The organism is Streptomyces sp. NPDC085932 (genome assembly GCF_044540525.1).
Taxonomy (GTDB): domain Bacteria; phylum Actinomycetota; class Actinomycetes; order Streptomycetales; family Streptomycetaceae; genus Streptomyces; species Streptomyces levis.
The window spans coordinates 401,449-428,394 of record NZ_JBITSJ010000001.1; the positions used below are offsets into that span (position 1 = coordinate 401,449).

Here is a 26,946-nt window from a genome sequence, read left to right on the forward strand (position 1 = left end):
GCCGACATGGTGAGTTGACCTCGCTTGCGGATGCAGGAGACTCATGCCCGACCTGCCGACCCCTCAGGACGCCATCGAGGCCGCGCTGTTCTCCGAGTGCTGGGACGCGGTCCTCGCCTACGCAGACCTGTGCACGTCCGGTTCCACGGCCGCCGCACAGCTGGGCCGCGAGGCGTTCGCACACGGCATACGCGAGGCCCGCGCGGCCGAGGCCGGGCCCGTCCGGGGCGCCGGCCGCCGCCCGGCCCGGCTGCCCCGCATACCCCTGTTGCTGACCTCCGTGCGCACCACGGCAGCGGCCTGGGAGGAGGACGGACAGGGCCACAAGCTCGACCCCGACCTGCGGCTGTGGCTCAACTCCGACAAGGCCGCACGCTTCACCGGGCCGCCCCTGCGGCGCCCGCTCGCGCTGCGCGGCCTGCGCGACCTGCAGCAGGCGGACGCCGAACTGCTGTGGCTGGCCGAGGTGGAGGCGCTGCCGCTGTCCCTGGTCGCCCGGCGCCTGGGCCTCGACCCGGACACCGCCGCCGAGGAACTCCAGCAGGTGCGCACCCTGTTCCGGGACCGCTGCCACCGCAACCACCTCGACACCCCCATGGACGCCGGGTGCCGCAGCTACGCCCGGCTGCTGGACGCCGTCACCCGCTCGCCGGCCGCCGACACCCCGGGCGACCTCTCCCGGCACCTGGCCACCTGCGTGGGGTGCGCCGAGGCCGCCGCCTGCCTGCGGCTGCACGGCGGAGGGCTGCCCGCGGCGCTGGCCGGCGGGGTGATCGGCTGGGGCGGTCTCGCGTATCTGGAGCGCCGCCGCCGCGCTGCCGAGGTGCGGCTGGGCGCCGGGCGCGCCGGTACGGCGGACCGGGCGGCCGACGACCCGGAGGACGGCACGCAGAAGGCGCGCGTCGCCCGCAACGGCCTCCTCGTCGCCGCCGTCCTCGTCTCCGTCCTGGCGCTCGGCGTCTCCCTGATGCCTTTCGGTGGCTCCGGCTCCGGCGACGAACCCGGCACACGCGACGACGCCGGCCGTCAGCCCGTGGCCGACCCCGGCCCGTCCCTGCCGTCCGCACCCTCCCTGCCGCCCGCCACCTCCCAGCCGGCGGGCCGCTCCCACGATGCCGCCGGGGAGCCGGACCGGCCCCGCTCGTCCGAGAGCAGCGACCGGCACACCGAACCGCAGGGCACCGCCACGCCCACCGAGCGGACCACGCCCGCCGAGCGCGCGAAGCCCACCTGCCGCGTCGAGTACGACCTGGTCAACCAGTGGCCCGACGGCTTCCAGGCCACCGTCAGCGTCACCAGTACCGCCGCCCTCGACTCCTGGCGGGTGTCCTGGTCCTTCCGCGACGGCCAGCAGGTCGGCCAGATGTGGGACGCCTCCGTCTCCCAGGACGGCTCCCGCGTCACGGCCACCGCCGCCGACTACAACGAGTCCGTCCCCGCGGGCGGCGACCTGGCCTTCGGCTTCATCTCCTCCTGGCGCGGCAAGAACTCCCCGCCGTACGACTTCACGCTGAACGGCCGGGCCTGCGCGAAAAGCGGTTGACGCCACCGGGGCGTGGCGGGATACGGTGACGCCGGTTCTGCGAAGAGCCGCAGCAAGAGCCGCACGAAGACCGGAAGATCCGGAGAAGGACGAGGAGGTGTCGACCGATGGCTGTCATTGCGACGAGCGCTGCCCGCATCCAGTTCACGAAGTCCACCTCCCTGGCCACCGGCTGACCGACCGACCGTCGCGCCGGGGCCGTCCTCCAGAAGGATCCCCCTCTTGTCTTCCAGCTCCCTTTCCTCCGTTTTCTCCGCCCTCGTCCCGTACGGCTGGGACACCGCCTGGGCCGAGGCGTTCGCTCCGTACGACACCGAAGGGCTGCTGCCCGGCCGGGTCGTCCGGGTCGACCGCGGGCAGTGCGACGTCATCACCGCCGACGGTGTGCTGCGCGCCGACACCGCGTTCGTCACCCCGCACGACCCGCTGCGCGTCGTGTGCACCGGTGACTGGGTCGCCGTCGAACCCGGCGGCAACCCGCGCTACGTCCGCACGTACCTGCCCCGCCGCACCGCGTTCGTCCGCTCCACCTCCTCCAAGCGGTCCGAGGGACAGATCCTCGCGGCCAACGTCGACCACGCCGTCGTCGCCGTGTCCCTCGCCGTCGAGCTCGACCTCGGCCGCATCGAGCGGTTCCTGGCCCTGGCCTGGGAGTCCGGGGCGCAGCCCGTCGTGGTCCTCACCAAGGCCGACCTCGTGCCCGACGCGGTGACCCGTTCCCACCTCGTGCAGGACGTGGAGACCAGCGCACCCGGTGTGCCGGTGGTCCCCGTCAGCGCACGGGACGGGGAGGGAGTCGACGTGGTCGCGGCGATCGTCGCCGGCGGCACGTCCGTGCTGCTCGGGCAGTCCGGCGCGGGCAAGTCGACCCTCGCCAACGCGCTCCTCGGCGAGGACGTCATGGACGTCCGGGCCACCCGCGACGTGGACGGCAAGGGCCGTCACACCACCACCACCCGCAACCTGCTCGCCCTCCCCGGCGGAGGCGTCCTGATCGACACGCCCGGACTGCGGGGCGTGGGACTGTGGGACGCCGAGACCGGCGTCGGACAGGTCTTCTCCGAGATCGAGGACCTGGCCCAGCGGTGCCGTTTCCACGACTGCGCCCACGAGGCCGAACCCGGATGCGCCGTGCTGGATGCCGTCGACTCCGGTGCACTGCCGCAGCGGCGGCTGGACAGCTACCGCAAGCTGCTGCGCGAGAACCAGCGCATCGTCGCCAAGACGGACGCCCGCCTCCGGGCGGAGATCCGCAAGGAATGGAAGCGGAAGGGGGCGATCGGCAAGGCCGCGCTGGAGGCCAAGGGGGCGACCGGCAGGGCCGCGCTGGAGGCCAAGCGGGGAGCGCACCGGCGCTCCTGATCGCGATGTCCGATTTCCGCCAGCGGCGGCCGGGCCGACGGCGGAGACTGGACCCGTGAGCAACCACGCAACGGACGAGGACACCAGGTACGAGGCCGTGCGCAGCCGGGACGCCCGTTTCGACGGCGTGTTCTTCTTCGCCGTCGAGACGACCGGCATCTACTGCCGGCCCAGCTGCCCCGCGGTCACCCCGAAGCGGGCCAACGTGCGGTTCTTCGCCACGGCCGCCGCCGCGCAGGGCTCGGGATTCCGGGCCTGCCGGCGGTGCCGTCCCGACGCGGTGCCCGGCTCCGCCGAGTGGAACGTCCGCGCGGACGTGGTGGGCCGGGCCATGCGGCTGATCGCCGACGGTGTCGTCGACCGGGAGGGCGTCGCCGGGCTCGCCGCACGCCTCGGCTACAGCGCACGGCAGGTGCAGCGCCAGCTCACCGCCGAGCTGGGCGCCGGGCCGGTCGCCCTCGCCCGGGCCCGGCGGGCCCACACCGCGCGCCTGCTGACGCAGACCACCGAACTGCCGATCACGGAGATCGCCTTCGCCTCCGGCTTCGCCAGCGTGCGGCAGTTCAACGACACGATCCGCGCGATCTACGCCTCCACCCCGAGCCAGTTGCGCGCCGCCGCGCCGCGCGGCGGTCACCCCCGGCGCACGGCCACCCCGGGCGCCGGGATCCCGCTGCGGCTCGCTCACCGCGGCCCCTACCAGGCCGGATACGTCTTCGACCTGCTGGCCCACGAGGCCGTACCCGGTATCGAGGAAGTGAGCGGCCCACCCGGCGCCCGCACCTACCGGCGCACCCTGCGCCTGCCCTACGGCACCGGCATCGTCGCCGTCGGCGAACGCTCCGGCACCGCCCGCACCGCGACCGGCGCCCACCCGGGCGGCTGGCTCGACGCCCGGCTGCACCTGACCGACCCGCGCGACCTGACCACCGCCGTACAGCGGCTGCGGCGGCTGTTCGACCTCGACGCCGACCCCTGTGCCGTGGACGAGCGGCTCGGCGCCGACCCGCGGCTCGCGCCCCTCGTCGCCGCCCGGCCCGGTCTGCGCTCACCCGGCGCCGCCGACCCGGAGGAACTCGCGGTGCGCGCCCTGACCGGGCCCGTGGAGGCGGAACGCCTGGTGCGGCGGTACGGCAAGGCCCTCGACGCCCCCTGCGGCAGCCTCACCCACCTCTTCCCCGAGCCGGCCGTCCTCGCGGCGGCCGAGCCGGGCGGCACCCTCGGCGCGCTCACCGCCGCCCTCGCCGACGGCGCCGTACGCCTCGACCCGGGCGCCGACCGGGACGCCGCGCAGGACGCCCTGCTGGCCCTGCCCGGCCTGGACGCCCCTACGGCCGCCGAGATCCGCGCCCGCGCCCTCGGCGACCCGGACGCCGCCCCGCCCGGCCTCGACATCCCCGACACGTGGCGCCCCTGGCGCGCGTACGCCTTGAACCACCTGCGCGCAGCAGGGGAGTGGGAGCTTCGATGACCCAGCCGACCTATTGGACGAGCGTGCCCAGCCCCGTCGGGCCGCTCCTGCTCACCGCCGCCCCGACCGGCGAACTGACCTCGCTGTCCGTGCCCGGGCAGAAGGGCGGACGCGAGGTGCGGGACGAGTGGCGGCACGACCCCGGGCCCTTCCGCGCGGCCCGGGAGCAGCTGGCCGCGTACTTCGCCGGGGACCTCCAGGAGTTCCGGCTGGCGTGGCGCACCGAGGGCACGCCCTTCCGGGAGAAGGTGTGGGCCGCGCTGGACGACATCCCCTACGGCGCGACCGTGACGTACGGGGAGATCGCCCGGCGGATCGGGGCTCCCCGGGCGGCCGTGCGGGCCGTCGGCGGAGCGATCGGCGCCAATCCGCTGCTCGTGGTCCGCCCCTGCCACCGTGTGATCGGGGCCGACGGCACACTGACCGGTTATGCGGGCGGCCTGGACCGCAAGGTGCGGCTGCTGACGCACGAGGGGGTGCTGACGCACGAGGGGGTGCTGACCCCCAAGGGGGGCCGGGGTCCGAGGGGCGCTGACGGACGCGGGGGCGCTGTGGCCTCCGCCTCGGGGCGCTGACGCGCCCGCCGGGATGCTCTGGCCTCGGGCGCCGGCACCCGCCGGGACGCTCTCGTCTCCGCCGCGTGCGCCTCAGCCCCACAGGACCGCGCCGAGCCACGCCGCCGCGATCAGCTGGCAGGTGAACAGTTCGGCCAGGATGCTGGAGCCGCCCGAGCGCATGACGGTGCGCAGGGCGGACCTCGCCTCGGCGCGGCGGCCCAGCCGGACCCGTTCGAAGAGGTACACACCGGCCAGGAAGCCGGGGATCGCGCCGAGCACGGGGAGCAGGACGAAACCCACGGTGGACCCGGCCCCCGCACAGGCCAGCATGCGGCGGCTGGTGCGGTTCGCCCGCAGCCGCCTCGGCGGCAGCGCCCAGCGCACCGCCTGGGAGGCGAGCAGGAGGACCGTCGCACCGACCAGCACCCACCAGGCGACGGGCTGCGGGTCCTTCAGCGCCCACCACAGGACCGCGGCCCACACGAGCAGCGACCCCGGCACCGCGGGCACCAGCACTCCGCACAGGCCGAGCAGGATGACCAGCCCGACCAGCAGGAGGTCCCACACTCCCATCTGACCAGACTGCCGGAACCCGTGAGAAGGCGCAGGTCAGGAGCGTGTCCGAAGCCCAGACCCGCAGGTCAGCCGTCCACGGCGCGTGGGACGCCCGGTATCGCACGACCGTTCTACGGCTCACTCGGCGCGCCGGGAACGGCGGGGTGGCGGGCCGGTTTTTTCCACAAGCCCCGTTTTCATCCCGCTCGGGCGGTGGACAATTACGGGCATGAGCCAGCAGGGGGGAAGGCCCACCGGTCACGAGGACGACTGGTGGGGGCAGTTGTACGACGACTCCACCGGCGACACGGGCCCCACACCGGCCCCCGATTCCCTGGACGACCGCTTCGCCTCGGCGGCGGGGACGGTGGGCGGCCCCGGGGAGACCGGGTCCGCCGGCGCGGAGCCGATGGTTCCGGCGCCCCGGTCCGGGGCGGACGACGTGCCGGGTGCCCCGCGCCCGACGGGCGGGGCTCCGCAACGGGCGCCGTGGGAACCGCCGCCCGCCCGGGCCACGGGACCCGTGACCTTCCCGACGGCGTCCCACCCACGGGGCCGCTCGGAGCCCGGCCCGGGGCGGCCACCACGGCCTCCGGCCCGGCCGACCGCCCCGGCACGGGGCGGCACGGCTCCGCCGGACCCGCGGGACACGCGTGCGGCATCGATCCCGGCCTCCTGGCCACCCAGGGGCCCCGAGCCCGCACCCGCCGGGCCCGACGTACCCGCGGGAGACCCGGGACGGCGTCCGGAAGCGCCGGCCGAGGGCTCGCGGGGATCCACGGCCCCCGCGCCGCCGCCGGCACCCCCGGCACCCCCGGCACCACCGCCCGCGTCCCCGCCCCCGCCCTCGGCCCCTCCCGGCCGTAGCGCACCCCAGCCCCCGCCCGCCCCACCGGCAGACCCACCCCGAGACGCCACCCCGCCCGCCGCGACCGGCCGGCCGGCCCCACCGGCACCCGTCGACCCGCCACCCGTACGTCCGGGCACGGCAGGCCCGCCCTCGGCGGCTCCGGGGCCGGCCGGGCCGCCGCCCGCGTCACCGAGCGCCACCGGGACGCCGCCCGCGTCGGCCGGTGCCGCTGGACCCTCGGCCGTACCCCCGGCCGTCGGGCCGCCGCCCGCGTCACCGAGCGCCACCGGGACGCCGTCCGCGTCGGCCGGTGCCGCTGGACCCCCGGCCGTACCCCCGGCCGACTTCGGGCCGCCGTCCGTGCCCCCCGTCGCCGGGTCGCCGTCCACGGCCCCCGCAGCCGGGTCGCTGCCCGCGCCGCCCGTCGCCTTCGTGGCCGAGGCCGACGGGTCCGGGCCGCTCGTCGCGCCGCCCGCGTCCGTTCCCCGGGCCCGGGGGCACGTCGGGTCGCGGCCTCCCACCTACGACGCCGAACCCACCGCCCTCCCGTCCGCCGACCCGGACGACCTCGGCGACCTGGTCCCGGACACCGTGCTCGACGGTGCCCGCTACGGGGCCTGCACCCTGCGGGCGGCGTCCGTGCGCGGGGACTCCGCGCGGTACCGGGGCGAGCCGCGGCGCGACGCGCTGCTCACCGCCCGGTTCGGGACCGGAGAGCACGCGCTGGTGCTGGTGGCCATGGCGACCGGCGCCCGGACGGCGCCCGGGGCGCACCGGGCCGCCGCCGAGGCCTGCCACTGGATCGGCCGGGCCGTCGGACGCAGCCACGCGCGGCTCGTGGAGGACATAAGGGGCGGCCGCCGCGGCGACCTCAAGTCCGGGCTGCACCGCCTCACCGACCGCAGCCTGGGCAAACTCCGGGCCAGCGCCTCCGAACAGGGCGTGGCGCCGGAGGAGTACGCGGCCGGCCTGCGCTGCCTGCTGCTGCCGGCCGACCCCGACTGCCGCACCCGCGTGTTCTTCGGTGTCGGCCCGGGCGGGCTGTTCCGGCTGCGGGAGGGGGAGTGGCAGGACATCGAGCCGCAGGTCGCCGACGTCAGGGGCGAAGCGGTCCTGGGCTACGGCTCGCCGCCCCCGGAGACCCCCGAGGGCGACCGGCTCACCATGGACCTCGGCATCCCGACCCCGCCCAGCCCGTACGAACCCGCCCCGGAACCGCCCCGCGAGCCCTTCCGCTTCCGCACCTCCGTCGCCCGCCCGGGTGACACGCTCCTGATGTGCAGCGGCGGGCTCGCCGAGCCCCTGCACGGCGAGCCCGAACTGGGCGAGTACCTCGCCGAGCGGTGGTCCCGGCCCGAACCGCCCGGCCTCGCCGCGTTCCTCGCCGACTCCCAAGTACGGGTCAAGGGTTATGCAGACGACCGTACGGCCGCGGCCGTGTGGGAGGCGTGACGGGCCGCCCTGTGACTTGATGGAACCCGGAGGGATCCCAGGAGACCGAAGGGGCAGACGAGAACCATGGCCAAACAGAACGTCGCGGAACAGTTCGTCGACATCCTGACCCGCGCCGGAGTGAAACGCCTCTACGGCGTGGTCGGCGACAGCCTCAACCCCGTCGTCGACGCGGTCCGCCGCAACTCCGCCATCGACTGGATCCACGTCCGGCACGAGGAGACCGCCGCCTTCGCCGCCAGTGCCGAAGCCCAGATCACCGGCGGTCTCGCCGCCTGCGCCGGCTCCTGCGGCCCGGGCAACCTGCACCTCATCAACGGTCTCTACGACGCCCACCGCTCCATGGCTCCGGTCCTGGCCCTCGCCTCGCACATCCCCTCCAGCGAGATCGGCCTCGGCTACTTCCAGGAGACCCACCCCGACCGGCTGTTCGCCGAGTGCAGCCACTACAGCGAGATGATCTCCAGCCCGGAGCAGATGCCGCGGCTGCTGCAGACCGCCATCCAGAACGCCGTCGGCCGCAGCGGCGTCAGCGTGGTCACCCTGCCCGGTGACATCGCCGACCGCCCGGCCCCCGACAAGGCCGCGGAGACCGCCCTCGTCACCTCCCGGCCCACCGTCCGTCCCGGCGACGCCGAGATCGACCGGCTCGTCGAGATGATCGACGAGGCCGGCAAGGTCACCCTCTTCTGCGGCAGCGGCACGGCCGGGGCGCACGCCGAGGTCATGGAGTTCGCGGCGAAGATCAAGTCACCGGTCGGGCACGCCCTGCGCGGCAAGGAGTGGATCCAGTACGACAACCCCTTCGACGTCGGCATGAGCGGACTGCTCGGCTACGGCGCCGCCTACGAGGCCACCCACGAGTGCGACCTGCTGATCCTGCTCGGCACCGACTTCCCGTACAACGCGTTCCTCCCCGACGACGTGAAGATAGTCCAGGTCGACATCCGGCCGGAACACCTGGGCCGCCGCTCCAAGCTGGACCTCGCGGTCTGGGGGGACGTGCGGGAGACGTTGCGCTGCCTGATCCCGCGGGTGAAGGAGAAGAAGAACCGGCGTTTCCTGGACCGGATGCTGAAGAAGCACGCCGACGCGCTGGAAGGCGTGGTGAAGGCGTACACCCGCAAGGTGGAGAAGCACACGCCGATCCATCCCGAGTACGTGGCGTCCGTGCTCGACGAAGTCGCCGCCGACGACGCCGTGTTCACCGTCGACACCGGCATGTGCAACGTCTGGGCGGCCCGTTACATCTCGCCCAACGGCCGCCGCCGTGTCATCGGGTCCTTCTCCCACGGCTCGATGGCCAACGCCCTGCCCATGGCGATCGGGGCGCAGTTCACCGACCGCAAACGGCAGGTCGTGTCGATGTCCGGCGACGGCGGCTTCTCCATGCTGATGGGCGACTTCCTGACGCTGGTGCAGTACGACCTCCCGGTCAAGGTCGTCCTGTTCAACAACTCCTCCCTCGGCATGGTCGAGTTGGAGATGCTGGTCGCCGGGCTGCCCTCGTACGGCACGGCCAACAAGAACCCCGACTTCGCGGCCGTCGCCCGCGCCTGTGGCGCCTACGGGGTACGCGTCGAGAAGCCCAAGGACCTCGCCGGGGCCCTCAAGGACGCCTTCAAGCACAAGGGCCCGGCCCTCGTCGACGTCGTCACCGACCCCAACGCGCTGTCCATCCCGCCGAAGATCAAGGCCGAGATGGTGACCGGGTTCGCCCTCTCCGCGTCCAAGATCGTGCTGGACGGCGGGGTCGGGCGGATGCTCCAGATGGCCCGTTCCAACCTGCGCAACGTGCCCCGGCCGTAAGGGTCGTCAGCGGTAGGGCGTCCAGCGGCGTGCCGAGGTGTCGTACAGGTAGCGGGGCAGGCCCGTGATGCCGCTGGTGCGGAACGGACGCCCGCCGTCGTCGATGCGGACGGTGCCGCTGCGGCCCTGGGAGGACCAGTCGAGCTCCAGGTACCAGCGGCAGTCGCAGCCCCGCGTCCGGGCGTTGACCAGCAGCACCTCGGGGTCCTGCGCCGAGACGCGGTACGGCATGCTCACCGCCGGGATCGGCGTACCGGCGTCGTTCCCGGGGACGGCGCGGGCGATGGGGCGGTCCTTGTCCAGATCCACGTCGAAGGAGCGCGGGGTGATCGAACCGCCGCAGCCCTGGTCCATGGCGTAGGCGTTGCCCTGGACGGGGTCGGCTCGTCCGACCACGCGCACGCGCAGGGCGTCCAGTACGACGGCCGTGTCGCTCCGCCCCTGCACGGTCAGCCGCACGAGCGTCTCGCCGCCGTGCACCGCGTTCTGCGACGCCGCCCAGACCCCGGCGTCCTGCGGGACCGGGGGCGGGGGGACCTGGGACGGCGGCCTGGCGACCACGTAGTCGTGACCGCAGCCGAGCTTCCAGGCCTGGGAGTTCGCGGACCAGGTGAGAGGTGCGGCGGGGTCCGCTCCGCTCCGCGGCGGGGCGGTGGTGCGCCCGGAGGGCGCGGGGACGGGTTTCCCCTTCCCCTTCCCCTTCCCTCGGCCCTTCCCCTTCTCTTGGGGGTCGTCGGAGGACGCGGTCCCTTCGGGCGTGAGGGAGGCGCTCGGTGAGCGAGAGGCACCGCCCCGCCCGGGTGCGCCGGTGTCCGTCGCCCCAGGGGTGACCGGACCGGTCTCGCGCGGACGGTCGCCGGCGGCCGGACGCCGCCCGTCCGGCAGCGCGGCCAGACTCCCGAGCGTCGCGAACACGGCACAGGCGGCGGCCAGTCCGACCGTGAGGCGCCGTCGGCGGTACCAGGGACGACGGGGAAGCGTACCTCCCTCGACCGGCCCCACCACGGGCCCGGACCCGACCGGCGACTCCGCCTCACCGGGGCCGTCGTCCTGCCCGACAGGAGCGACAGGAGTGACAGGAGCGACAGCGCCTTCGGCCGCATGCGCCTCGCGCGAGGCACCCTTCTTCCCGCCCGATCCGGGGCCACCGGCGCTGCCCGCGCCCGTGCTTCCCGCCGCGCCCGCGCCTCCTGCCGCGCCCGCGCCCGCTTCCCGGGCCGTGCCCGTGTCCGCTTCCCGGGCCGTGTCCGTGTCCGCTTCCCGGGCCGTGCCCGCGCCTCCCGTCGTGTTCGCGCTCCCGTCGCGCGCCGTGGGCGCGCCCTGTGTCGCGCCCGCGCTGTGCGGGGCGCTCTCGGCCTGCGGTGCGCGCTCGTCCTCTGCCGTGCTCGGCGCGTTCGCGGCGCCCGTGCCTTCCGTCGCGCCCTCACCGCGCGCCGGGCCCGCCTCACCCGTCGTACCGTCCCCCGTCGTACCGTCCCCCGTCGCACCGTCCGCCGTCGCGCCCCGCGGTCGCTGACGGGCCGCCACCGCGAGGAGCCAGTGCCGGTGGAGGTCCAGACGTTCCTCGGGCGAGGCCCCGCACAGCGCCGCGAACCGCTCCACGGGCGCGAAGTCGAGAGGGACCGCCTCGCCCGCGCAGTAGCGGTGCAGGGTCGAGGTGTTCATCGCCAGACGGCGAGCCAGTGACCCGTAGCTGCGGTCCGTGCGCTCCTTCAGCGTCCTCAGCAGCGCCGCGAACTCCGCGACGTCGTCCCGTGCCGACACCGTGCCCCCGTCCCGTAGGTGCGAACCGGCCCGGGACGGCATCCCAGGCACTCATGTACCTGCACGTCAGACGGGCTGGGATGGTTCCACCCCGCCGGATCGGGCGCCGGCTGTTGCGCCGGCCCGCTGTGACCGCTGATGCTTCTGGTGTCGCCACCGACCAGGCCCGCTCGACCGGCGGGCACCGTCGTTCGCGGCACACCACATCCACGCACCGCATCATCACGGGGGGACACCCATGTCCAAGCGCATCCGAGCAGGCGCGCTCACCGCACTCGTCACCGCCGCCCTCGCGGCCGGCACGGTCCTCACGGCACCGGCCGCCGGCGCCGCGCCGAAGACCGCCGCGCCCAAGTTCCTGTCGGCGTCCCAGCTGCCGCCGCACCCGACGTCGTCCTGGACGGCCGGTCCGGTCACCGAAGGGTTCCCGGAGGCGCTCGGCTTCTGCGTGAGCACGGAGGGCGTGCCCTCCTACGACTACCGGCACCGGGAGTTCCGGACCGACCTGGACACCGGCGCCGTGCAGCTGACCGTCGTGGCGGACACGCCCGCCCTGGCCAAGGCCCTGGCGAAGCACTACGACGACCTGATCCGCACCTGTGCCGACCGCATCGAGAAGGCCGACCCGGACGTCGCGGCCGAGGGCCGGGACTACGGCAAGCTGCCGGTCGAGGAGGGCGCCCGCGTCCGCGGTCTGCACACCGAGACCTCGTGGGGCGCCAACGACATCTCCCTGATGTCCGTCGGACGGGACGGCAGGACCGTCACCGTCGTGCAGTGGGGGCAGATGGGCGACTTCGACGACGCCCCCGTCGCCGCCTTCAAGAAGACGACGACCACCGCCGTCAACAAGCTGTACTGACGGACGAGCACCGGAAAAGGACCGGGGCCGACCTCCGCCACGGGGGTGGGGAGGACGGCCCCGTACCGGTCGGTGCCCCGGGAACACCGTCGTAGTTCAGCCAACTTCCGCCGCGCGGCACGCACGGGGCCGGGCGGCCCCCGCGCTGCGTGGGGTACGCACGGATCGGCAGCCGGCCGTCGGCCCATCGTCCGATCTCCGGCGGTCAGGATCCGTCCGGGGCCGCGAACCGGCTACCCTCCTGTCCCCCTCCCCGCCGCCGCCGCACCGCCCGACGGCCCGCCGCCCTCGCGTGCGCCCGCCGCCGCATGGCCGAACACCTGGTCGTCGACGACTCGACATGACTGCCGCGTGCCCGATGGGGCATGGATCCCCGTGAACGTGTTCGACCAGGAGGGGAACCGACATCGGCGCGCGGGCGGGGGTCATGGAGAGGCAGGCACGAGGAGGCGGTCCCATAGCGATCGGGGCCTTCTCGGCGAAGACGGTGGAGGACAGGACCGACGACGTCACGGAGCAGACGCCGGCGCCTCAGCTGAGGCGCAGACTGGGCAGGTCGGACCTGCGCGCCGTGCCGGAGGCCCGCAGGGCCCTGCGGGAACTGCTCGGGCAGTGGGGAAAGCGGGGGCGGTCCGACCTCTCCGACGTGGCGGAACTGCTCACCAGCGAACTCGTCACCAACGCGATCGTCCACACCGACCACGACGCGGTCCTGACGGCCACCGTCGGACCCCGCGGACTGCACGTGGAGGTACGGGACTTCGTGGCCCGCAGGCCCCGGGTGCGGATGCCGGTCGCCGACGACGGCACCAACGGCAGGGGTCTGTTCCTGGTGGAGTCCCTCGCGGACGCCTGGGGCGTCAGGCCGCACGGCGTGGGCAAGGCCGTCTGGTTCGAGCTGGAGGCCGAGGCCGCGTGAGCGCCGAAAGGGGCGCGGCCCGCAGGCCACGCCCCCTTGCGGTGCACGAGCCGCCCGGCTAACCGAACTGCTGCTCCAGGTCCTTGAGCTTGCGCTCCAGGGAGTCCAGACGCGGCAGCGCCATGGTGTCGTCCTCCGCGGTGAGGTCGACGGTCACGGGGTCAGACCCTTTGCGAACGGGCTGCAGGGAGGGACGCGAGCGGACGGGCAGGGGCTCCGGCCCGGATATGGCAGGCTCCGCGGTGACCTGTGAGGAGCCGCGCTCCACCTGCACCTCCAGCTGCCGGCCGCCGCGGCCGAGGTAGCCGCGGTGACCGCGGCTGATCGCCTTGAGCTGGGCCCGCTCCACACGCTGCTGGTCGCGGCGCCGCTGCCGTTCGGCGTCCTTCTTGCGCTTGTCCTCGCGCACCTCGTCGACCGCCTCGTCGAGGCTGCGCACACCCTCCAGCAGCATCAGGGACCAGGCCCGGTAGGTCTCCCGGGGGGCCCGCAGCCAGCGCACGATACGGATCTGCGGCAGCGGCCGCGGCACCAGACCCTGCTCACGCAGGGCGGCCCGGCGGGTCTGCTTCAGCGCGCGGTCGAACAGGACCGCCGCGGAGAGGGACATGCCAGCGAAGAAGTGGGGCGCGCCGTCGTGGCCGACGCCCCGGGGCGCGTGCACCCAGTTGAACCAGGCGGCGGCGAGCGCGAACGTCCAGACCAGTATCCGCGAGCCGAGCGCCGCGTCACCGTGGCTGGCCTCGCGCACCGCGAGCACGGAGCAGAACATCGCCGCGCCGTCCAGGCCGAACGGGACGAGGTACTGCCAGCCGCCGGTCAGGCCGAGGTTCTGCTCGCCGAAGCCGACCAGGCCGTGGAAGGAGAGCGCGGCGGCGACGGCCGCGCAGCAGAACAGCAGGACATAGGAAACGGTGCCGTAGATCGCTTCCTTGCGTCTGCGGCGTTCCTCGCTGCGCTCCCAGGAATCGTCCGCGCTCGTGTCCTTGACCGAGGAGCGCTTGCCGCGCGCGAGCACCGCCACCGCCGCCAGCATGCCCAGGAGAAGCACGGCGCCCGGAAGCAGCCAGTTCAGCGATATGTCGGTCAGTCTCATGTGGGTGGTCCCTTGCATGGGGATAGGGCGTAACGCCCGCCATAGTGGCCCAATCCCACCGGCCCTCAGGGGGTTTCGGGGCAAGAGGCCGCCAAGGAAGTGCAAGGGGATGCCCAGGGCGGCGTTCTGCTCGAACTGCCGCTTGAGGGGCGGGAGTTGAGTTCGAACAAGACTACCCGTACGAGTGGTTCTCCGGAAAGTTCCCGTGACCCGTGAGGAAGTTGTGAATCGCCTGTGGGCGCATGGCCGCCCGGTTGCGTGATGATCCTACGGGACGCCGGGAGGGCCTGACGCCCGACGGTCCGTCAACTGGCCGTGGCCAGAAGCTTGCTGACTCGGTCCGTGTCGCAGGTGCGCGGGCAGGTGGCGCAGGTGTCCTCGGGGCGCAGCGTGTAGAACATGCAGCAGCTGGCGCGGTCCCGGGTACGCAGCGGCTCGCCGTCGGGGCCGGTCAGCTCGCGGAACGCGGCCGTGCCGACGTACGGCTTGGTCGCGCCCGGCAGGAGCAGCTCCAGTTCGCGCATCGCGCGCCGCTCCTCCAGCTCGCCGAACAGCTGCCCGACGTACCACAGGCCCTCGACGATCTCGTCCGTCGCCATGCCCCACAGGGCCCGGCCGCGGCGCCGCATCCGGGGGCCGAAACCGGTCAGGACCGGCTCCAGGTGCTCGGCGACGGCCGACCGTACCTCCGCGCGCAGGGCCTCCTCGTCCTCGACGACCCGGGCGCCGGGCAGCGCGGCGGCCTCGTCGCCGGGCAGGCAGGCGAAGCCGGCCGGCCGGACGGCGAGGTGGCCGAGGGCGTGGGCGGGGTCGGTGCGGTCGTACGAGACGTGCGTCACGGGGTAGCGGGGGACGCGGCGCTGCAGGAACCAGGGCACGGTGATCAGCAGGCAGGCCGGCCAGGCGTAGCGGTGCAGGCCGAAGCTGGCGACGACGTCCGGGCGGGCCTGCCGGTCGTAGTCCCGGCGGATCTGGGCCTCGTCCCACGCGAGGTAGGCGTCGAGGCCGGGGCCCGCGGCGGCCAGGTCGGCGGCGCCGATCCAGCCGCCGCCGTGCGGGGTCTCCCGTTGGGGGCCGAGTTCGGTGACGGTGAGTCCCGGGAGGACCTCGGCCAGGCGTGCGTAGGCGCCGGAGACGGCCGAACGGGTCGCGGGCATGTGATCACCGATCCGTGTCTGTAGACGACCTTCGCGGGCAAGTCCTGAAGGTAAGCCTTACCTTACCGAAGATCGCCGGGATTTGAACTGGGGGCCGGTGCGCTTATCGTGCTTGACGGACGAGTAACAACCCGCCGTAATGACCCCAAGTACCGACACGTCCGGAGGAGGACCCGTGAAGCAGGATGCGCAGGGCTCCGCCGGGACGGGGATTCCCCAGGTCCGGGCGGAGACCGCCGGGCAGGCCCGGGTTCCACGGCAGGCCGCGGCGGCGCGCGGGGAGCACACGCACTCCGAGCCTCCCGCGCCGCGGGTGCGGCCCGTCGTGCAGCGGGCCTCGGTGCGGGGTCAGATCCTCGACGCGCTGCGGGCCGCGCTGGTGGCCGGGGACCTCCGGCCCGGCGAGGTGTACTCGGCGCCGGTGCTCGGGGAGCGCTTCGGGGTGTCGGCGACGCCGGTGCGCGAGGCGATGCAGCAACTGGCGCTGGAGGGCGCGGTCGAGGTGGTGCCCAACCGCGGCTTCCGGGTGGTGGAGCGGGGGACGCGCGAGCTGGCGGAGCTGGCCGAGGTCCGGGCGCTGATCGAGGTGCCGGTCATGCTGCGGCTGGCCCGGACGGTGCCCGCCGAGCGGTGGGCCGAGCTGCGCCCGCTGGCGGAGGCGACGGTCCGCGCGGCCTCCTCCGGCTGCCGGGCGACGTACGCGGAGTCCGACCGCGGGTTCCACCGGGCGGTGCTGTCCCTGTCCGGGAACCGCCAGCTGGTGCGGATCGCGGAGGACCTGCACCGCCGGGCGCAGTGGCCGCTGGTCGGGGGCGGGCCGGGCCTGCGGGGGCGTGCGGACCTGATCGCGGACGCGCACGAACACACGGCGCTGCTGGACGCGCTCATCGCCCGGGACCTGGACGTGGTGCGGGCACTGGTGGGGGAGCACTTCACGGGAGCGGCCGGCGGCTGAGACCCGCCTCGTCCGCACGCGTCGTCGCGCCGTCGACGGGCAGGGCGGGCCGAGCCCGCACGGCGCGGTTCCCTCAGGCCGTCGCCGCCGGGGGCGCCGGTGCCAGGTGCCGGGCCAGCCAGGTCGGCACACCCCCGAGCAGCCGGTACAGCCGCCGGGCCTCCTCCCGCAGCCGGGACGCCTCCGGTTCCGTCTCCGTGTCGGCCAGGGACACCAGCGCCGGGGCGGTGCCCACCAGGTAGCCGAGTTCCTCACGGATCCGCAGGGACTCGGCGAACCCGTGCCGGGCCTCCGCCAGTTCGCCGTCCCGCAGGGCGCAGCCCGCCAGGTGGCGCCAGGTGAAGGACAGCAGCAGCGGGTCGGCGTGGGCCGTGGCACCGGCGTGCGCGCGACGGTACGCGGCGCGCGCGGCCTGCGGCGAACGCGTCAGGTTCTCCGCCAGCAGTCCGCGCCGGAAGTCCAGCAGGGCCCGGGCCGGAGCCCCGGGAGGGACCAGCGCCGCCGCCCGGCCCAGCGCGGCCCGTGCCTCGTCGGCCCGGTCCCGGACCGCCAGCAGGGTCGCCGCATAGGCCAAGTACCCGCGTTCACAAGCGGCCGCACCGCGCTCGTCGTCGCTGTGGGCCAGGGCCTCGGCCGTGCGCAGCGCGTCCTCGGCCTCCTCCCAGCCCTCCTCGGTGTACAGACACCGTTCGACCAGCAGCGACGCGCGTTGCAGCGCCGCCGCCGGGGTGGCGGGAAGCAGCAGTGCGGCCGCGTCGGCCCAGCACCCGCGGGAGCGCAGCCGCCATACCGCGGTCTGGAGGGGATCGTCACCAGGGGTCGTTCCGTTACCAGACATGGCGGTATGCGCCACGTTGCCCTCCCCGAGCACGCCATCGAGCTGTTGAGTGGTGGCGGCATCTCAGCACGAATCGCGGGGCCGGGCCAAGAGGGTGGGTGAAGGATTTCACAAAGTCGTGGGACTGAGGGGCGCCCCGGGTTCGGACCACGGGACGCCCGCGCCTCAGCTCATGCGCAGGGCGAGGAAGAAGTCCAGCTTGTCCTCCAGCCGCGACAGGTCACGGCTCGTCAACTGCTCGATACGGCCCACCCGGTAGCGCAGCGTGTTGACGTGCAGGTGCAGACGGGTGGCGCAGCGCGTCCAGGAGCCGTCGCAGTCGAGGAAGGCCTCCAGCGTCGGGATCAGCTCGGCGCGGTGCCGGCGGTCGTAGTCGCGCAGCGGGTCCAGCAGGCGGGCCGTGAAGGCGCGGCGGACGTCGTCCGGGACGAAGGGGAGCAGCAGGACGTGGGAGGCCAGTTCCTGGTGGCCCGCCGCGCAGACCCGGCCCGGGCGGGCCGCGGCGACGCGCCGGGCGTGGCGGGCCTCCTCCAGCGCCCCGCGCAGCCCCTCCGCCGAGTGCACGGCCGCACTGACGCCGAGGGTGAGCCGGCCGTCGTCGTCCAGGCCGGCCGTGAGAGGTGCCCGTACGGACTCCAGGAGCGCGTCCGCGAGGACGCCGGTCTCCGAGCCGTCGTGCTCGGCGGAGACGGCCGGCAGCGGGACCAGGGCGATGGCCTCGTCGCCCGTGTGGGCCACCGCGATGCGGTCGGCGTGCTCCGGGCCGGGGGACTGGTGTCCCCTGCTCGCAGAGCTCGGGGAGGGGTCGACGAGCATCTCCTCCAGGAGGGCCTGGGCGACCGGGCCCGTCTCGGTCCCGGCACCGTCCCAGTCCACGCGGGCCACGACGACCTGCCAGTGCGGCGCCGCGCCGAGACCGGGCAGCAGCACCGGGGCGGCCACACGCAGGCGGGCGGCGATCTCGGCGGGGGCCGCGCCCGTCTGGACCAGTTCCAGGACCTCCTGGGCGAGCCGGCGGCGGACCGTGCGGGCGGCGTCCCGGCGGTCCCGTTCGACCGCGATCAGCTGGGTGACGCCGTACAGCAGGTCCAGGCGCTCCTCGGCCCAGTCCCCGGCGTCCGCCTCGACCGCCAGCAGCCAGTCGGACAGCACGGTCTCCCGGACGTCCCGGGCGCCCTGCGAGGCGCGGCCCCCCGGGCCGATCGGGAAGAGCGAGTAGGTGGTGGAGCCCAGGATCACGCGGTGGGGCCCGCGGCGGCCCGTGCGGGTGGCGGACAGGTGCTCCGCCGCGAGGCGGGCGCAGGCGTCGGCGGGCAGGGCCGGGCCGGTCCCCTTCGAGCCCGCGACGAGGCGGCCGGTGGGGGACAGGACCCAGGCCCGCAGGTCGAGGTCCGAGCCGAGCAGGTCCAGGACGACGTCCGGGCCGCCGCCCGCCGGGCCCGACGTCATCATCCGGCGGTGCCGGTCGACCACCGCCGCGAGGTCGCCGGCGCGCTCGCCGGAGACCTGCCGCACGACGTGCTCGGTGATCGTCGCGAAGGCCACCGACTCGTGCACCGCGAACAGCGGAAGGCGGTGGCGGGCGCAGGCCGTGACCAGGTCCTCGGGCACGTCGCCCAGCTCGGCCTCGCCCGCGGCCAGGGCCGCCACCCCGGCCTGCACCAGCAGGCGCACGAACGGCTCGGAGTCCGCGGAGTCCCGGCGCCAGGCCAGGCCCGTGAGCACGAGTTCGCCGCCCGAGAGGTAGCGGCTCGGGTCGCGCAGGTCGGTGGTCATCACGCCGCGCACGGCGCGGTCCAGCTCGTCCTCGCCGCCGAGCAGCTTGAGGCCCAGCGCGTCCGTGTCCAGCAGTGCGCGCAGCCGCATTCTCGTCGCCGCCGTTCTTTGTCTCGAAATCTATGGTGGATCTTGGCGGGCCGTGGCGGACCACCTGTCCGGCGGCCTGGTGGGCGGCGCCGGCCGTCCCCGGACCGTGTCCCGGCTGTGTCCCAGGTCACGCGGTCGTGTCGCGCGTTTCCACAGGAAAACGAGGAGGTAAAAGATGGCCTCCGTTCATACGAATCTACAAGATGCCTCTCCTGGCCAGCCAACTCCTTCATGGTTTCCGTGACTGACCCCGTCGGAGTACGGCGCTGTGTACTGAGGCCACTACGCGTTAACAGCACATGAACGAGCCGGGACCGCCGCACACGGATTGGCTCAATCTGAACGCCCCACGAGAAGACGAAGAAGAGAGCCGGTCATGGACTTCCTTCGCCCCGCCAGCTGGGAGGAGGCGCTCGCCGCGAAAGCCGAGCACCCCACCGCTGTGCCGATTGCGGGTGGCACCGATGTGATGGTCGAGATCAACTTCGACCACCGCCGGCCCGAGTACCTCATGGACCTGAACCGCGTCGGCGACCTCTCCGAGTGGGAGGTCGGCGAGGAGAGCGTGCGGCTCGGCGCCTCGGTGCCGTACACGAAGATCATGGAGAACCTCCGCGCCGAGCTGCCGGGTCTCGCCCTCGCCTCGCACACGGTCGCCTCCCCGCAGATCCGCAACCGCGGCGGCGTGGGCGGCAACCTCGGCACCGCCTCCCCGGCCGGCGACGCCCACCCGGCGCTGCTCGCCGCGGGCGCCGAGGTGGAGGTCGAGTCGGTGCGCGGCGCGCGCCGGATCCCGATCGACGAGTTCTACCAGGGCGTGAAGCGCAACGCGCTCCAGCCCGACGAGCTGATCCGCGCCGTGCACATCAGGAAGGCCGACGGGCCCCAGCAGTTCTCCAAGGTCGGCACCCGCAACGCCATGGTCATCGCCGTGTGCGCCTTCGGACTGGCGCTGCATCCCGAGACCCGCACCGTGCGCACCGGCATCGGCTCCGCCGCCCCGACGCCCGTACGGGCCAAGGCCGCCGAGGAGTTCCTGAACGCCGCGCTGGAGGAGGGCGGCTTCTGGGACAACGGCAAGATCATCACCCCGTCGGTCGCCAAGCAGTTCGCGGATCTGTGCTCCGCCGCCTGCAACCCGATCGACGACGTCCGGGGCACGGCGAGCTACCGCCGCCACGCGGTCGGCGTCATGGCCCGCCGCACGCTGACCTGGACCTGGGAGTCCTACCGCGGCGCCCGCCGCGCTTCGGAGGGAGCTGCGTAATGCGCGTCAACTTCACGGTCAACGGCCGTCCGCAGGAAGCCGACGACGTGTGGGAGGGCGAGTCCCTGCTGTACGTGCTCCGGGAGCGGCTCGGACTGCCCGGTTCCAAGAACGCCTGCGAGCAGGGCGAGTGCGGCTCGTGCACGGTCCGTCTGGACGGCGTGCCGGTGTGTTCGTGCCTGGTCGCCGCCGGGCAGGTGGAGGGCCGCGAGGTCGTCACCGTCGAGGGCCTCGCCGAGTACGCCAAGCAGCGCGCCGAGGGCGGCTGCGCCTCAGGGGCGTGCGGCACCGGGCTCCAGGACGCCCGGGCGTGGCAGGCCAAGGGCACCGACTCGCAGACCGGCGAGGGCACCGAACTCTCCCCGATCCAGCAGGCGTTCATCGACGCCGGCGCCGTCCAGTGCGGTTTCTGCACGCCCGGCCTGCTGGTCGCGGCCGACGAGATGCTGGAGCGCAACCCCAACCCGACCGACGCGGACATCCGCGAGGCCCTGTCGGGCAACCTGTGCCGCTGCACCGGCTACGAGAAGATCATGGACGCGGTCCGCCTGGCGGCCGCCCGGCAGGGAGAGGCGGTCTGAGCATGTCTTCCCCCAACGGAACGCCCACCAAGATCACCCAGGGCTCGCAGACCAAGGGCGGCATCGGCGAGTCCACGCTCCGCCCGGACGGCACCCTCAAGGTCACCGGCGAGTTCGCGTACTCCTCCGACATGTGGCACGAGGACATGCTGTGGGGCCAGATCCTCCGCTCCACGGTCGCGCACGCCGAGATCGTCTCGATCGACACCTCCCAGGCCCTCGCCACCCCCGGCGTGTACGCCGTGCTGACGTACGACGACCTGCCCACCGACGTGAAGAACTACGGCCTGGAGATCCAGGACACGCCGGTCCTCGCCCACGGCAAGGTCCGCCACCACGGTGAGCCGGTCGCCCTCGTCGCCGCCGACCACCCGGAGACCGCGCGCCGGGCCGCAGCGAAGATCAAGGTGGAGTACAAGGAGCTGCCCGTCGTCACCGACGAGGCCTCCGCCACCGCCCCGGACGCGATCCTCGTCCACGAGAACCGCGACGACCACCACAGCGGTCACGTCCCGCACCCGAACATCGTGCACCGCCAGCCGATCGTGCGCGGCGACGTGGCGAAGGCCCGCGAGCGGGCCGACGTGATCGTCGAGGGCGAGTACACCTTCGGCATGCAGGACCAGGCCTTCCTCGGCCCCGAGTCCGGGCTCGCCGTGCCGGAGGAGGACGGCGGCGTCCACCTCTACATCGCCACCCAGTGGCTGCACAGCGACCTGCGCCAGATCGCCCCCGTGCTCGGCCTGCCCGAGGACAAGGTGCGCATGACGCTGTCCGGCGTCGGCGGCGCCTTCGGCGGCCGCGAGGACCTGTCGATGCAGATCCACGCCTGCCTGCTGGCGCTGCGCACCGGCAAGCCCGTCAAGATCGTCTACAACCGCTTCGAGTCCTTCTTCGGGCACGTCCACCGCCACCCCGCGAAGCTGTACTACGAGCACGGGGCCACCCAGGACGGCAAGCTCACCCACATGAAGTGCCGGATCGTCCTGGACGGCGGCGCCTACGCCTCCGCCTCCCCGGCGGTCGTCGGCAACGCCTCCTCCCTGTCCGTCGGCCCGTACGTGATCGACGACGTGGACATCGAGGCCATCGCCCTCTACACCAACAACCCGCCCTGCGGCGCCATGCGCGGCTTCGGCGCGGTCCAGGCGTGCTTCGCCTACGAGGCGCAGATGGACAAGCTCGCGGCGAAACTCGGCATGGACCCGGTGGAGTTCCGCCGGCTCAACGCCATGGAGCAGGGCACCCTCATGCCCACGGGCCAGCCCGTCGACTCCCCGGCCCCGGTCGCCGAACTGCTGCGCCGCGTCAAGGCGATGCCGATGCCGCCGGAGCGCCAGTGGGAGTCCAGCGAGGGCGCCGACGTACGGCAGCTGCCGGGCGGCCTGTCCAACACCACGCACGGCGAGGGCGTCGTCCGCGGGGTCGGCTACGCCGTCGGCATCAAGAACGTCGGCTTCTCCGAGGGCTTCGACGACTACTCCACCGCCAAGGTCCGCATGGAGGTCGTGGGCGGCGAACCCGTCGCCACCGTCCACACGGCCATGGCGGAGGTCGGGCAGGGCGGTGTCACCGTCCACGCGCAGATCGCCCGCACCGAACTCGGCGTCACGCAGGTGACCATCCACCCGGCCGACACCCAGGTCGGCAGCGCCGGTTCGACGTCGGCCTCGCGGCAGACGTACGTCACCGGCGGCGCGGTGAAGAACGCCTGCGAGCTCGTCCGTGAGAAGGTCCTGGAGATCGGCCGCCGCAAGTTCGGCTCCTACCACCCGGCCTGGGCCACGGCCGAACTGCTCCTGGAGGGCGGCAAGGTCGTCACCGACGGCGGCGAGGTCCTCGGCGACCTGGCCGACGTCCTGGAGGGCGAGGTCGTGGAGGTCGAGGAGGAGTGGCGGCACCGGCCGACCGAAGCCTTCGACCTGCGCACCGGCCAGGGCAACGGGCACGTGCAGTACTCCTTCGCCGCGCACCGGGCCGTCGTCGAGGTCGACACCGAGCTCGGCCTGGTCAAGGTGATCGAACTGGCCTGCGCCCAGGACGTCGGCAAGGCGCTCAACCCGCTCTCCGTCGTCGGCCAGATCCAGGGCGGCACGACCCAGGGCCTGGGCGTCGCGGTCATGGAGGAGATCGTCGTCGACCCGAAGACGGCCAAGGTCAAGAACCCCTCCTTCACCGACTACCTCATCCCCACCATCCTCGACACGCCGACCATCCCCGTCGACGTGCTCGAACTCGCCGACGACCACGCCCCGTACGGGCTGCGCGGCATCGGCGAGGCACCCACCCTGTCGTCCACCCCGGCCGTGCTCGCGGCGATCCGCGCGGCGACCGGGCTGGAGCTGAACAGGACGCCGGTCCGCCCCGAGCACCTGACCGGCACCGCGTGAGAGCTCTCCGGGCGGCGCACCGGAACGTCACACTTCCGCGCCGCCCGGAGGACCGGGCACCGCACCGCTCGCGGTCCCCGGGAACCGACTGATCGTTCGCCTCGGGCCGTCCCCCGGGTCGTGCGGCCGAAGCACCTTCCCAAATCCCGCCCGTCGCCCGACGAGCCGCGGGTGCCCCTATGAACCTTGGGAGTAGGCCCACATGACCCAGCAGTCAGTAGAGCCGAGGACCACAGCCGACGACGCGGGCGAAGGCACCCGCGTCCCGGCCGGCAGGTCCTGGCTCGACCGGTACTTCCACATATCCCACAGAGGGTCCACGGTCGCCCGCGAAGTGCGCGGCGGCATCACGACCTTCATGGCGATGGCGTACATCCTCCTGCTCAACCCCGTGATCCTGTCCGGCAAGGACGCGGCCGGGGCCACCCTCGGGCAGCAGGCGCTGATCACCGCGACCGCGTTCGCGGCGGCCCTGACCACCCTGCTGATGGGCTTCGTCGGCAAGGTGCCGCTCGCCCTCGCCGCGGGCCTGTCCGTCTCCGGGGTCCTCGCCTCCCAGGTCGCGCCCGAGATGACCTGGCCGCAGGCGATGGGCATGTGCGTGATGTACGGCGTCGTCATCATGCTGCTGGTCGTCACCGGCCTGCGCGAGATGATCATGAACGCGATCCCGCTCGCGCTCAAGCACGGCATCACCATGGGCATCGGCCTGTTCATCGCCCTCATCGGCTTCTACAAGTCCGGCTTCGTGCACCAGGGCGAGGCCACTCCCGTCACCCTCGGCCCGGCGGGCGAACTCGCCGGCTGGCCGGTCCTGCTCTTCGCCGGCACCCTGCTGCTGATCTTCATGCTCCAGGCCCGGCACATCCCGGGCGCCATCCTCATCGGCATCCTCGGCGGCACGGTCGTCGCCGCGGTCCTGAACGCCGCCGGCGTCATCGACCCCAAGCAGTGGGCGGCCGGCGCCCCCGAACTGCACGGCAGCGCCGTGTCCATGCCCGACTTCTCGCTCTTCGGCGACGTCGAGTTCGGCGGGTGGGGCGAGGTCGGCGCGATGACCGTCGGCATGATCGTCTTCACGCTGGTGCTCGCCGGGTTCTTCGACGCCATGGCGACCATCATCGGCGTCGGCACGGAAGCCAAGCTCGCCGACGACAAGGGCCGGATGCCGGGCCTGTCCAAGGCGCTGTTCATCGACGGGGCCGGCGGGGCGATCGGCGGGGTGTCGGGCGGCTCCGGCCAGACGGTGTTCATCGAGTCGGCGACCGGGGTCGGCGAGGGCGCCCGCACCGGTCTCGCCTCGGTCGTCACCGGACTGTTCTTCGCGGCCTGCCTGTTCTTCACCCCGCTCACCGCGATCGTGCCGCAGGAGGTGGCGTCCGCCGCCCTCGTCGTCATCGGCGCGATGATGCTGATGAACGCCCGGCACGTGGACTGGGCCGACCGCGCCACCGCCATACCGGTGTTCCTCACGGTCGTGCTGATGCCCTTCACCTACACCATCACCACCGGTGTCGCCGCGGGCGTCATCTCCTACGTCGCCATCAAGACCGCCCAGGGCAAGTGGCGCGAGATCGGCGCCTTCATGTGGATCCTCACCGCGGTGTTCCTCGTCTACTTCGCCCTCAACCCGATCGAGAGCTGGCTGGGCGTCCACTGACGCCCTCCGCAGCCCGACACGCAGCCTCAAGGAGACCGAGACAGATGCTGGACATCGCCGAGGAGCTCGACCGGTGGGTCGAGCAGGGCCGTGACTTCGCCGTGGCGACCGTGGTGGCCGTCGGCGGCAGTGCGCCCCGGCAGCCCGGCGCCGCGCTCGCGGTGGACGCCGACGGCACCGCCATCGGCTCGGTCTCCGGCGGCTGTGTGGAGGGCGCGGTCTACGAGCTGTGCGAGCAGGCGCTGCGGGACGGCGAGACCGTCCTGGAACGCTTCGGCTACAGCGACGACGACGCTTTCGCCGTGGGCCTGACCTGCGGTGGCGTCATCGACATCCTGGTCACCCCGGTACGGGCCGCCGATCCGGTCCGGCCGGTGGTGCGAGCCGCGCTCACCGCCGCCGCGCGAGGGGAGGCGGCGGCGGTGGCGCGCATCGTGTCGGGTCCGGGTGAACTGACCGGCCGCGCCCTGCTGGTCCGCCCCGACGGCTCCCGGTACGGCGGCTTCGGCGCCCACCCGGAGCTGGACCGCACGGTCGCGGCCGAGGCGGGCGCCTTCCTGGACGCCGGGCGCACCGGCACCCTGGAGATCGGAGAGCAGGGCTCTCGTTGTGGAGCGCCGCTCACGGTCCTGGTCGAGTCCTCGGTCCCCGCGCCCCGCATGATCGTGTTCGGCGCGATCGACTTCGCCTCCGCCCTGGTCCGCGTCGGCAAGTTCCTCGGCTACCACGTCACGGTGTGCGACGCCCGCCCGGTCTTCGCGACCCGCACCCGCTTCCCCGAGGCCGACGAGATCGTCGTCGACTGGCCCCACCGCTACCTGGAGCGCACGGACGTCGACGCCCGCACCGTCCTGTGTGTGCTGACCCACGACGCCAAGTTCGACGTCCCGCTGCTGAAGCTCGCGCTGCGGCTGCCGGTGGCGTACGTCGGCGCCATGGGCTCCCGGCGCACCCACCTGGACCGCAACGCCCGGCTGCGCGAAGTCGGCGTCACCGAGCCGGAGCTGAGCCGTCTGCACTCGCCGATCGGCCTGGACCTCGGCGCCCGCACCCCGGAGGAGACGGCCCTGTCGATCGCGGCGGAGATCGTCGCCGGGCGGCGCGGCGGCAGCGGGGTGTCGCTCACGGGCGCGCACACGCCGATCCACCACGAGCCCGGGCCGGGTGCCGTGGGGCGGCGGATCGGGTCGGTCGCCTGAACCGCCCGTCCGGTCAGCGGACCGCGGCCTCCAGCAGCGAGAACGGGTCCGCCTCCGGCAGCGGCGTGACCGAGGCCAGGGTCAGGCCGGCGGCCCCGCACAGCTCCTCGAAGTCCGCGCGGGTGCGCTCCCTGCCGCCCACGTTCACCAGCAGCGCAGGGCGCGGGCGGCGCGGTCGAAGCGGACCGGCATGGCGGCGCGCTTGGGCGTGAGGCCGCTCTGGGCGCTGAACCGGGACCACAGCCGCTTGCGGCTCCAGCCGCAGGAGACGGCCGGCTCGGCGACCCGTACGTTGCCCCGCCGGGCCACGATGGTGTCCCAGGCGGCGGCCACCTCGGGCGCCATCTCCGGTGCTCGTGCGGCCCGTTCGGCGAGGAAGCCGTCCACGAGGGCCAGGCGGCGGTCCCAGGCGGGGGTGGCGGCCGGCCGCTCCCGCAGGAGCCACTCGTCCCGGCCCCACAGATCCTCCAAGGGGGCGACGCACCCGTCCAGTTCGCGCGGGGAGACGCCCAGCAACGCGTAGGCGGCCCGGGGCGACAGACGGATCTCGACGCACTCGACCCGTGCACCGCGGATCCGGGCCGGACGGGGGGGACAGCGCGGCGAGGCAACCCCGCAGCGCACGGCGGCCGCCGGCGTCCTCGACGGTGAGCGGGGCGTGCCCGAGCCCGAGGAGGACGGTCGCCGCCGGCTGCGGGAGCACCCGCAGGTCCGGCCCGGCCGCCGCACGGTCGCGGAACCCGGCCGTCAGGACGCCGTCGAGGGAGGGAGCGCCGAGGGGGAGGGCGACGTC

General features: G+C 73.9%; 22 protein-coding genes. 14 read left to right on the top strand and 8 right to left on the bottom strand.

Annotated features, from left to right (window positions below; all coding sequences use genetic code 11):
* Positions 1-43 precede the first annotated feature (43 nt).
* The 4 genes from ACIGAQ_RS01670 (at position 44) to ACIGAQ_RS01685 (ending at position 4,951) form a co-directional block, all read left to right on the top strand.
* Positions 44-1,543: a cellulose binding domain-containing protein gene (locus ACIGAQ_RS01670; protein WP_399778350.1), complete on the top strand. Its 1,500-nt coding sequence runs from the start codon at positions 44-46 to the stop codon at positions 1,541-1,543.
* A 222-nt stretch (positions 1,544-1,765) separates the two neighbouring features.
* Positions 1,766-2,905: a ribosome small subunit-dependent GTPase A gene (gene rsgA, locus ACIGAQ_RS01675; RefSeq protein WP_399778353.1), complete on the top strand. Its 1,140-nt coding sequence runs from the start codon at positions 1,766-1,768 to the stop codon at positions 2,903-2,905.
* 55 nt (positions 2,906-2,960) lie between these two features.
* The gene (locus ACIGAQ_RS01680) at positions 2,961-4,376 is read left to right on the top strand and encodes a DNA-3-methyladenine glycosylase 2 family protein (RefSeq protein ID WP_399778356.1); all 1,416 of its coding nucleotides are present in this window, start codon (positions 2,961-2,963) and stop codon (positions 4,374-4,376) included.
* Positions 4,373-4,951, top strand: coding sequence for a methylated-DNA--[protein]-cysteine S-methyltransferase (locus ACIGAQ_RS01685; protein ID WP_399778359.1), 579 nt, complete (start codon positions 4,373-4,375; stop codon positions 4,949-4,951). The genes ACIGAQ_RS01680 and ACIGAQ_RS01685 overlap by 4 nt, the downstream gene beginning before the upstream one ends.
* A 72-nt stretch (positions 4,952-5,023) precedes the next feature.
* Here the strand turns inward: ACIGAQ_RS01685 and ACIGAQ_RS01690 are convergent, their stop codons facing one another.
* Positions 5,024-5,506: a DUF456 domain-containing protein gene (locus ACIGAQ_RS01690; protein ID WP_311688889.1), complete on the bottom strand. Its 483-nt coding sequence runs from the start codon at positions 5,504-5,506 to the stop codon at positions 5,024-5,026.
* A gap of 211 nt (positions 5,507-5,717) precedes the next feature.
* On the opposite strand from ACIGAQ_RS01690, the gene ACIGAQ_RS01695 reads away from it, so the two are divergent.
* Both ACIGAQ_RS01695 and ACIGAQ_RS01700 read left to right on the top strand, forming a co-directional pair.
* Complete coding sequence (locus ACIGAQ_RS01695; protein WP_399778363.1) at positions 5,718-7,790, top strand: protein phosphatase 2C domain-containing protein; 2,073 nt, start codon at positions 5,718-5,720, stop codon at positions 7,788-7,790.
* Between the two features lie 66 nt (positions 7,791-7,856).
* Positions 7,857-9,599 (top strand): pyruvate dehydrogenase, encoded by a 1,743-nt coding sequence (locus ACIGAQ_RS01700; RefSeq protein ID WP_311680518.1) that lies wholly within the window; start codon positions 7,857-7,859, stop codon positions 9,597-9,599.
* Between the two features lie 6 nt (positions 9,600-9,605).
* Here the strand turns inward: ACIGAQ_RS01700 and ACIGAQ_RS01705 are convergent, their stop codons facing one another.
* A complete protein-coding gene (locus tag ACIGAQ_RS01705) occupies positions 9,606-11,363 on the bottom strand; it encodes a helix-turn-helix domain-containing protein (RefSeq protein ID WP_399778367.1) in 1,758 nt (585 codons plus the stop codon).
* Between the two features lie 238 nt (positions 11,364-11,601).
* On the opposite strand from ACIGAQ_RS01705, the gene ACIGAQ_RS01710 reads away from it, so the two are divergent.
* Positions 11,602-12,225, top strand: a complete 624-nt coding sequence (locus ACIGAQ_RS01710) for a hypothetical protein (protein WP_399778370.1) — start codon at positions 11,602-11,604, stop codon at positions 12,223-12,225.
* Positions 12,226-12,652: 427 nt separating this feature from the next.
* Positions 12,653-13,144, top strand: coding sequence for an ATP-binding protein (locus tag ACIGAQ_RS01715; protein ID WP_399778373.1), 492 nt, complete (start codon positions 12,653-12,655; stop codon positions 13,142-13,144).
* Between the two features lie 58 nt (positions 13,145-13,202).
* Here the strand turns inward: ACIGAQ_RS01715 and ACIGAQ_RS01720 are convergent, their stop codons facing one another.
* Both ACIGAQ_RS01720 and ACIGAQ_RS01725 read right to left on the bottom strand, forming a co-directional pair.
* Complete coding sequence (locus ACIGAQ_RS01720) at positions 13,203-14,240, bottom strand: DUF2637 domain-containing protein (protein ID WP_399778376.1); 1,038 nt, start codon at positions 14,238-14,240, stop codon at positions 13,203-13,205.
* Between the two features lie 305 nt (positions 14,241-14,545).
* The gene (locus ACIGAQ_RS01725; RefSeq protein ID WP_399778379.1) at positions 14,546-15,397 is read right to left on the bottom strand and encodes a (2Fe-2S)-binding protein; all 852 of its coding nucleotides are present in this window, start codon (positions 15,395-15,397) and stop codon (positions 14,546-14,548) included.
* A 175-nt stretch (positions 15,398-15,572) separates the two neighbouring features.
* Between ACIGAQ_RS01725 and ACIGAQ_RS01730 the strand changes: the two genes are divergently transcribed.
* A complete protein-coding gene (locus tag ACIGAQ_RS01730) occupies positions 15,573-16,352 on the top strand; it encodes a GntR family transcriptional regulator (RefSeq protein WP_399778382.1) in 780 nt (259 codons plus the stop codon).
* A 73-nt stretch (positions 16,353-16,425) separates the two neighbouring features.
* Here ACIGAQ_RS01730 and ACIGAQ_RS01735 read toward each other — a convergent pair whose 3' ends face one another.
* Positions 16,426-17,190, bottom strand: coding sequence for a hypothetical protein (locus tag ACIGAQ_RS01735; RefSeq protein ID WP_399778385.1), 765 nt, complete (start codon positions 17,188-17,190; stop codon positions 16,426-16,428).
* Positions 17,191-17,355: 165 nt separating this feature from the next.
* The gene (locus tag ACIGAQ_RS01740; protein ID WP_399778388.1) at positions 17,356-19,056 is read right to left on the bottom strand and encodes a PucR family transcriptional regulator; all 1,701 of its coding nucleotides are present in this window, start codon (positions 19,054-19,056) and stop codon (positions 17,356-17,358) included.
* A 376-nt stretch (positions 19,057-19,432) separates the two neighbouring features.
* On the opposite strand from ACIGAQ_RS01740, the gene ACIGAQ_RS01745 reads away from it, so the two are divergent.
* The 5 genes from ACIGAQ_RS01745 to ACIGAQ_RS01765 all read left to right on the top strand — a co-directional run bounded on the left by ACIGAQ_RS01745 (position 19,433) and on the right by ACIGAQ_RS01765 (position 26,153).
* Positions 19,433-20,323 (top strand): xanthine dehydrogenase family protein subunit M, encoded by an 891-nt coding sequence (locus ACIGAQ_RS01745; RefSeq protein ID WP_311680532.1) that lies wholly within the window; start codon positions 19,433-19,435, stop codon positions 20,321-20,323.
* Positions 20,323-20,904 (top strand): 2Fe-2S iron-sulfur cluster-binding protein, encoded by a 582-nt coding sequence (locus ACIGAQ_RS01750; protein WP_311680533.1) that lies wholly within the window; start codon positions 20,323-20,325, stop codon positions 20,902-20,904. The genes ACIGAQ_RS01745 and ACIGAQ_RS01750 overlap by 1 nt, the downstream gene beginning before the upstream one ends.
* A gap of 2 nt (positions 20,905-20,906) precedes the next feature.
* Entirely contained in the window at positions 20,907-23,294 is a 2,388-nt protein-coding gene (locus ACIGAQ_RS01755; protein WP_311680535.1) for a molybdopterin cofactor-binding domain-containing protein, read from the top strand.
* Between the two features lie 202 nt (positions 23,295-23,496).
* The gene (locus tag ACIGAQ_RS01760; RefSeq protein ID WP_399778392.1) at positions 23,497-24,954 is read left to right on the top strand and encodes an NCS2 family permease; all 1,458 of its coding nucleotides are present in this window, start codon (positions 23,497-23,499) and stop codon (positions 24,952-24,954) included.
* A gap of 44 nt (positions 24,955-24,998) precedes the next feature.
* On the top strand, positions 24,999-26,153 hold the full coding sequence (locus tag ACIGAQ_RS01765; protein WP_362277785.1) for an XdhC/CoxI family protein: 1,155 nt from the start codon (positions 24,999-25,001) through the stop codon (positions 26,151-26,153).
* Between the two features lie 13 nt (positions 26,154-26,166).
* Here ACIGAQ_RS01765 and ACIGAQ_RS01770 read toward each other — a convergent pair whose 3' ends face one another.
* A complete protein-coding gene (locus tag ACIGAQ_RS01770; protein WP_399778396.1) occupies positions 26,167-26,295 on the bottom strand; it encodes a hypothetical protein in 129 nt (42 codons plus the stop codon).
* Between the two features lie 2 nt (positions 26,296-26,297).
* On the bottom strand, positions 26,298-26,777 hold the full coding sequence (locus ACIGAQ_RS01775; protein WP_399778399.1) for a hypothetical protein: 480 nt from the start codon (positions 26,775-26,777) through the stop codon (positions 26,298-26,300).
* Positions 26,778-26,946 lie beyond the last annotated feature (169 nt).

What these genes read in the sequence shown, in the direction of transcription:
- ACIGAQ_RS01760 (WP_399778392.1), top strand. Translation starts at nt 23,497, where the DNA reads ATGACCCAGCAGTCAGTAGAGCCGAGGACCACAGCCGACGACGCGGGC.
- ACIGAQ_RS01710 (WP_399778370.1), top strand. Translation starts at nt 11,602, where the DNA reads ATGTCCAAGCGCATCCGAGCAGGCGCGCTCACCGCACTCGTCACCGCC.
- ACIGAQ_RS01740 (WP_399778388.1), bottom strand. Translation starts at nt 19,056, where the DNA reads ATGCGGCTGCGCGCACTGCTGGACACGGACGCGCTGGGCCTCAAGCTG.
- ACIGAQ_RS01715 (WP_399778373.1), top strand. Translation starts at nt 12,653, where the DNA reads ATGGAGAGGCAGGCACGAGGAGGCGGTCCCATAGCGATCGGGGCCTTC.
- ACIGAQ_RS01765 (WP_362277785.1), top strand. Translation starts at nt 24,999, where the DNA reads ATGCTGGACATCGCCGAGGAGCTCGACCGGTGGGTCGAGCAGGGCCGT.
- ACIGAQ_RS01750 (WP_311680533.1), top strand. Translation starts at nt 20,323, where the DNA reads ATGCGCGTCAACTTCACGGTCAACGGCCGTCCGCAGGAAGCCGACGAC.
- ACIGAQ_RS01745 (WP_311680532.1), top strand. Translation starts at nt 19,433, where the DNA reads ATGGACTTCCTTCGCCCCGCCAGCTGGGAGGAGGCGCTCGCCGCGAAA.
- ACIGAQ_RS01690 (WP_311688889.1), bottom strand. Translation starts at nt 5,506, where the DNA reads ATGGGAGTGTGGGACCTCCTGCTGGTCGGGCTGGTCATCCTGCTCGGC.
- ACIGAQ_RS01735 (WP_399778385.1), bottom strand. Translation starts at nt 17,190, where the DNA reads ATGTCTGGTAACGGAACGACCCCTGGTGACGATCCCCTCCAGACCGCG.
- ACIGAQ_RS01725 (WP_399778379.1), bottom strand. Translation starts at nt 15,397, where the DNA reads ATGCCCGCGACCCGTTCGGCCGTCTCCGGCGCCTACGCACGCCTGGCC.
- ACIGAQ_RS01695 (WP_399778363.1), top strand. Translation starts at nt 5,718, where the DNA reads ATGAGCCAGCAGGGGGGAAGGCCCACCGGTCACGAGGACGACTGGTGG.
- ACIGAQ_RS01720 (WP_399778376.1), bottom strand. Translation starts at nt 14,240, where the DNA reads ATGAGACTGACCGACATATCGCTGAACTGGCTGCTTCCGGGCGCCGTG.
- ACIGAQ_RS01700 (WP_311680518.1), top strand. Translation starts at nt 7,857, where the DNA reads ATGGCCAAACAGAACGTCGCGGAACAGTTCGTCGACATCCTGACCCGC.
- ACIGAQ_RS01685 (WP_399778359.1), top strand. Translation starts at nt 4,373, where the DNA reads ATGACCCAGCCGACCTATTGGACGAGCGTGCCCAGCCCCGTCGGGCCG.
- ACIGAQ_RS01670 (WP_399778350.1), top strand. Translation starts at nt 44, where the DNA reads ATGCCCGACCTGCCGACCCCTCAGGACGCCATCGAGGCCGCGCTGTTC.
- ACIGAQ_RS01755 (WP_311680535.1), top strand. Translation starts at nt 20,907, where the DNA reads ATGTCTTCCCCCAACGGAACGCCCACCAAGATCACCCAGGGCTCGCAG.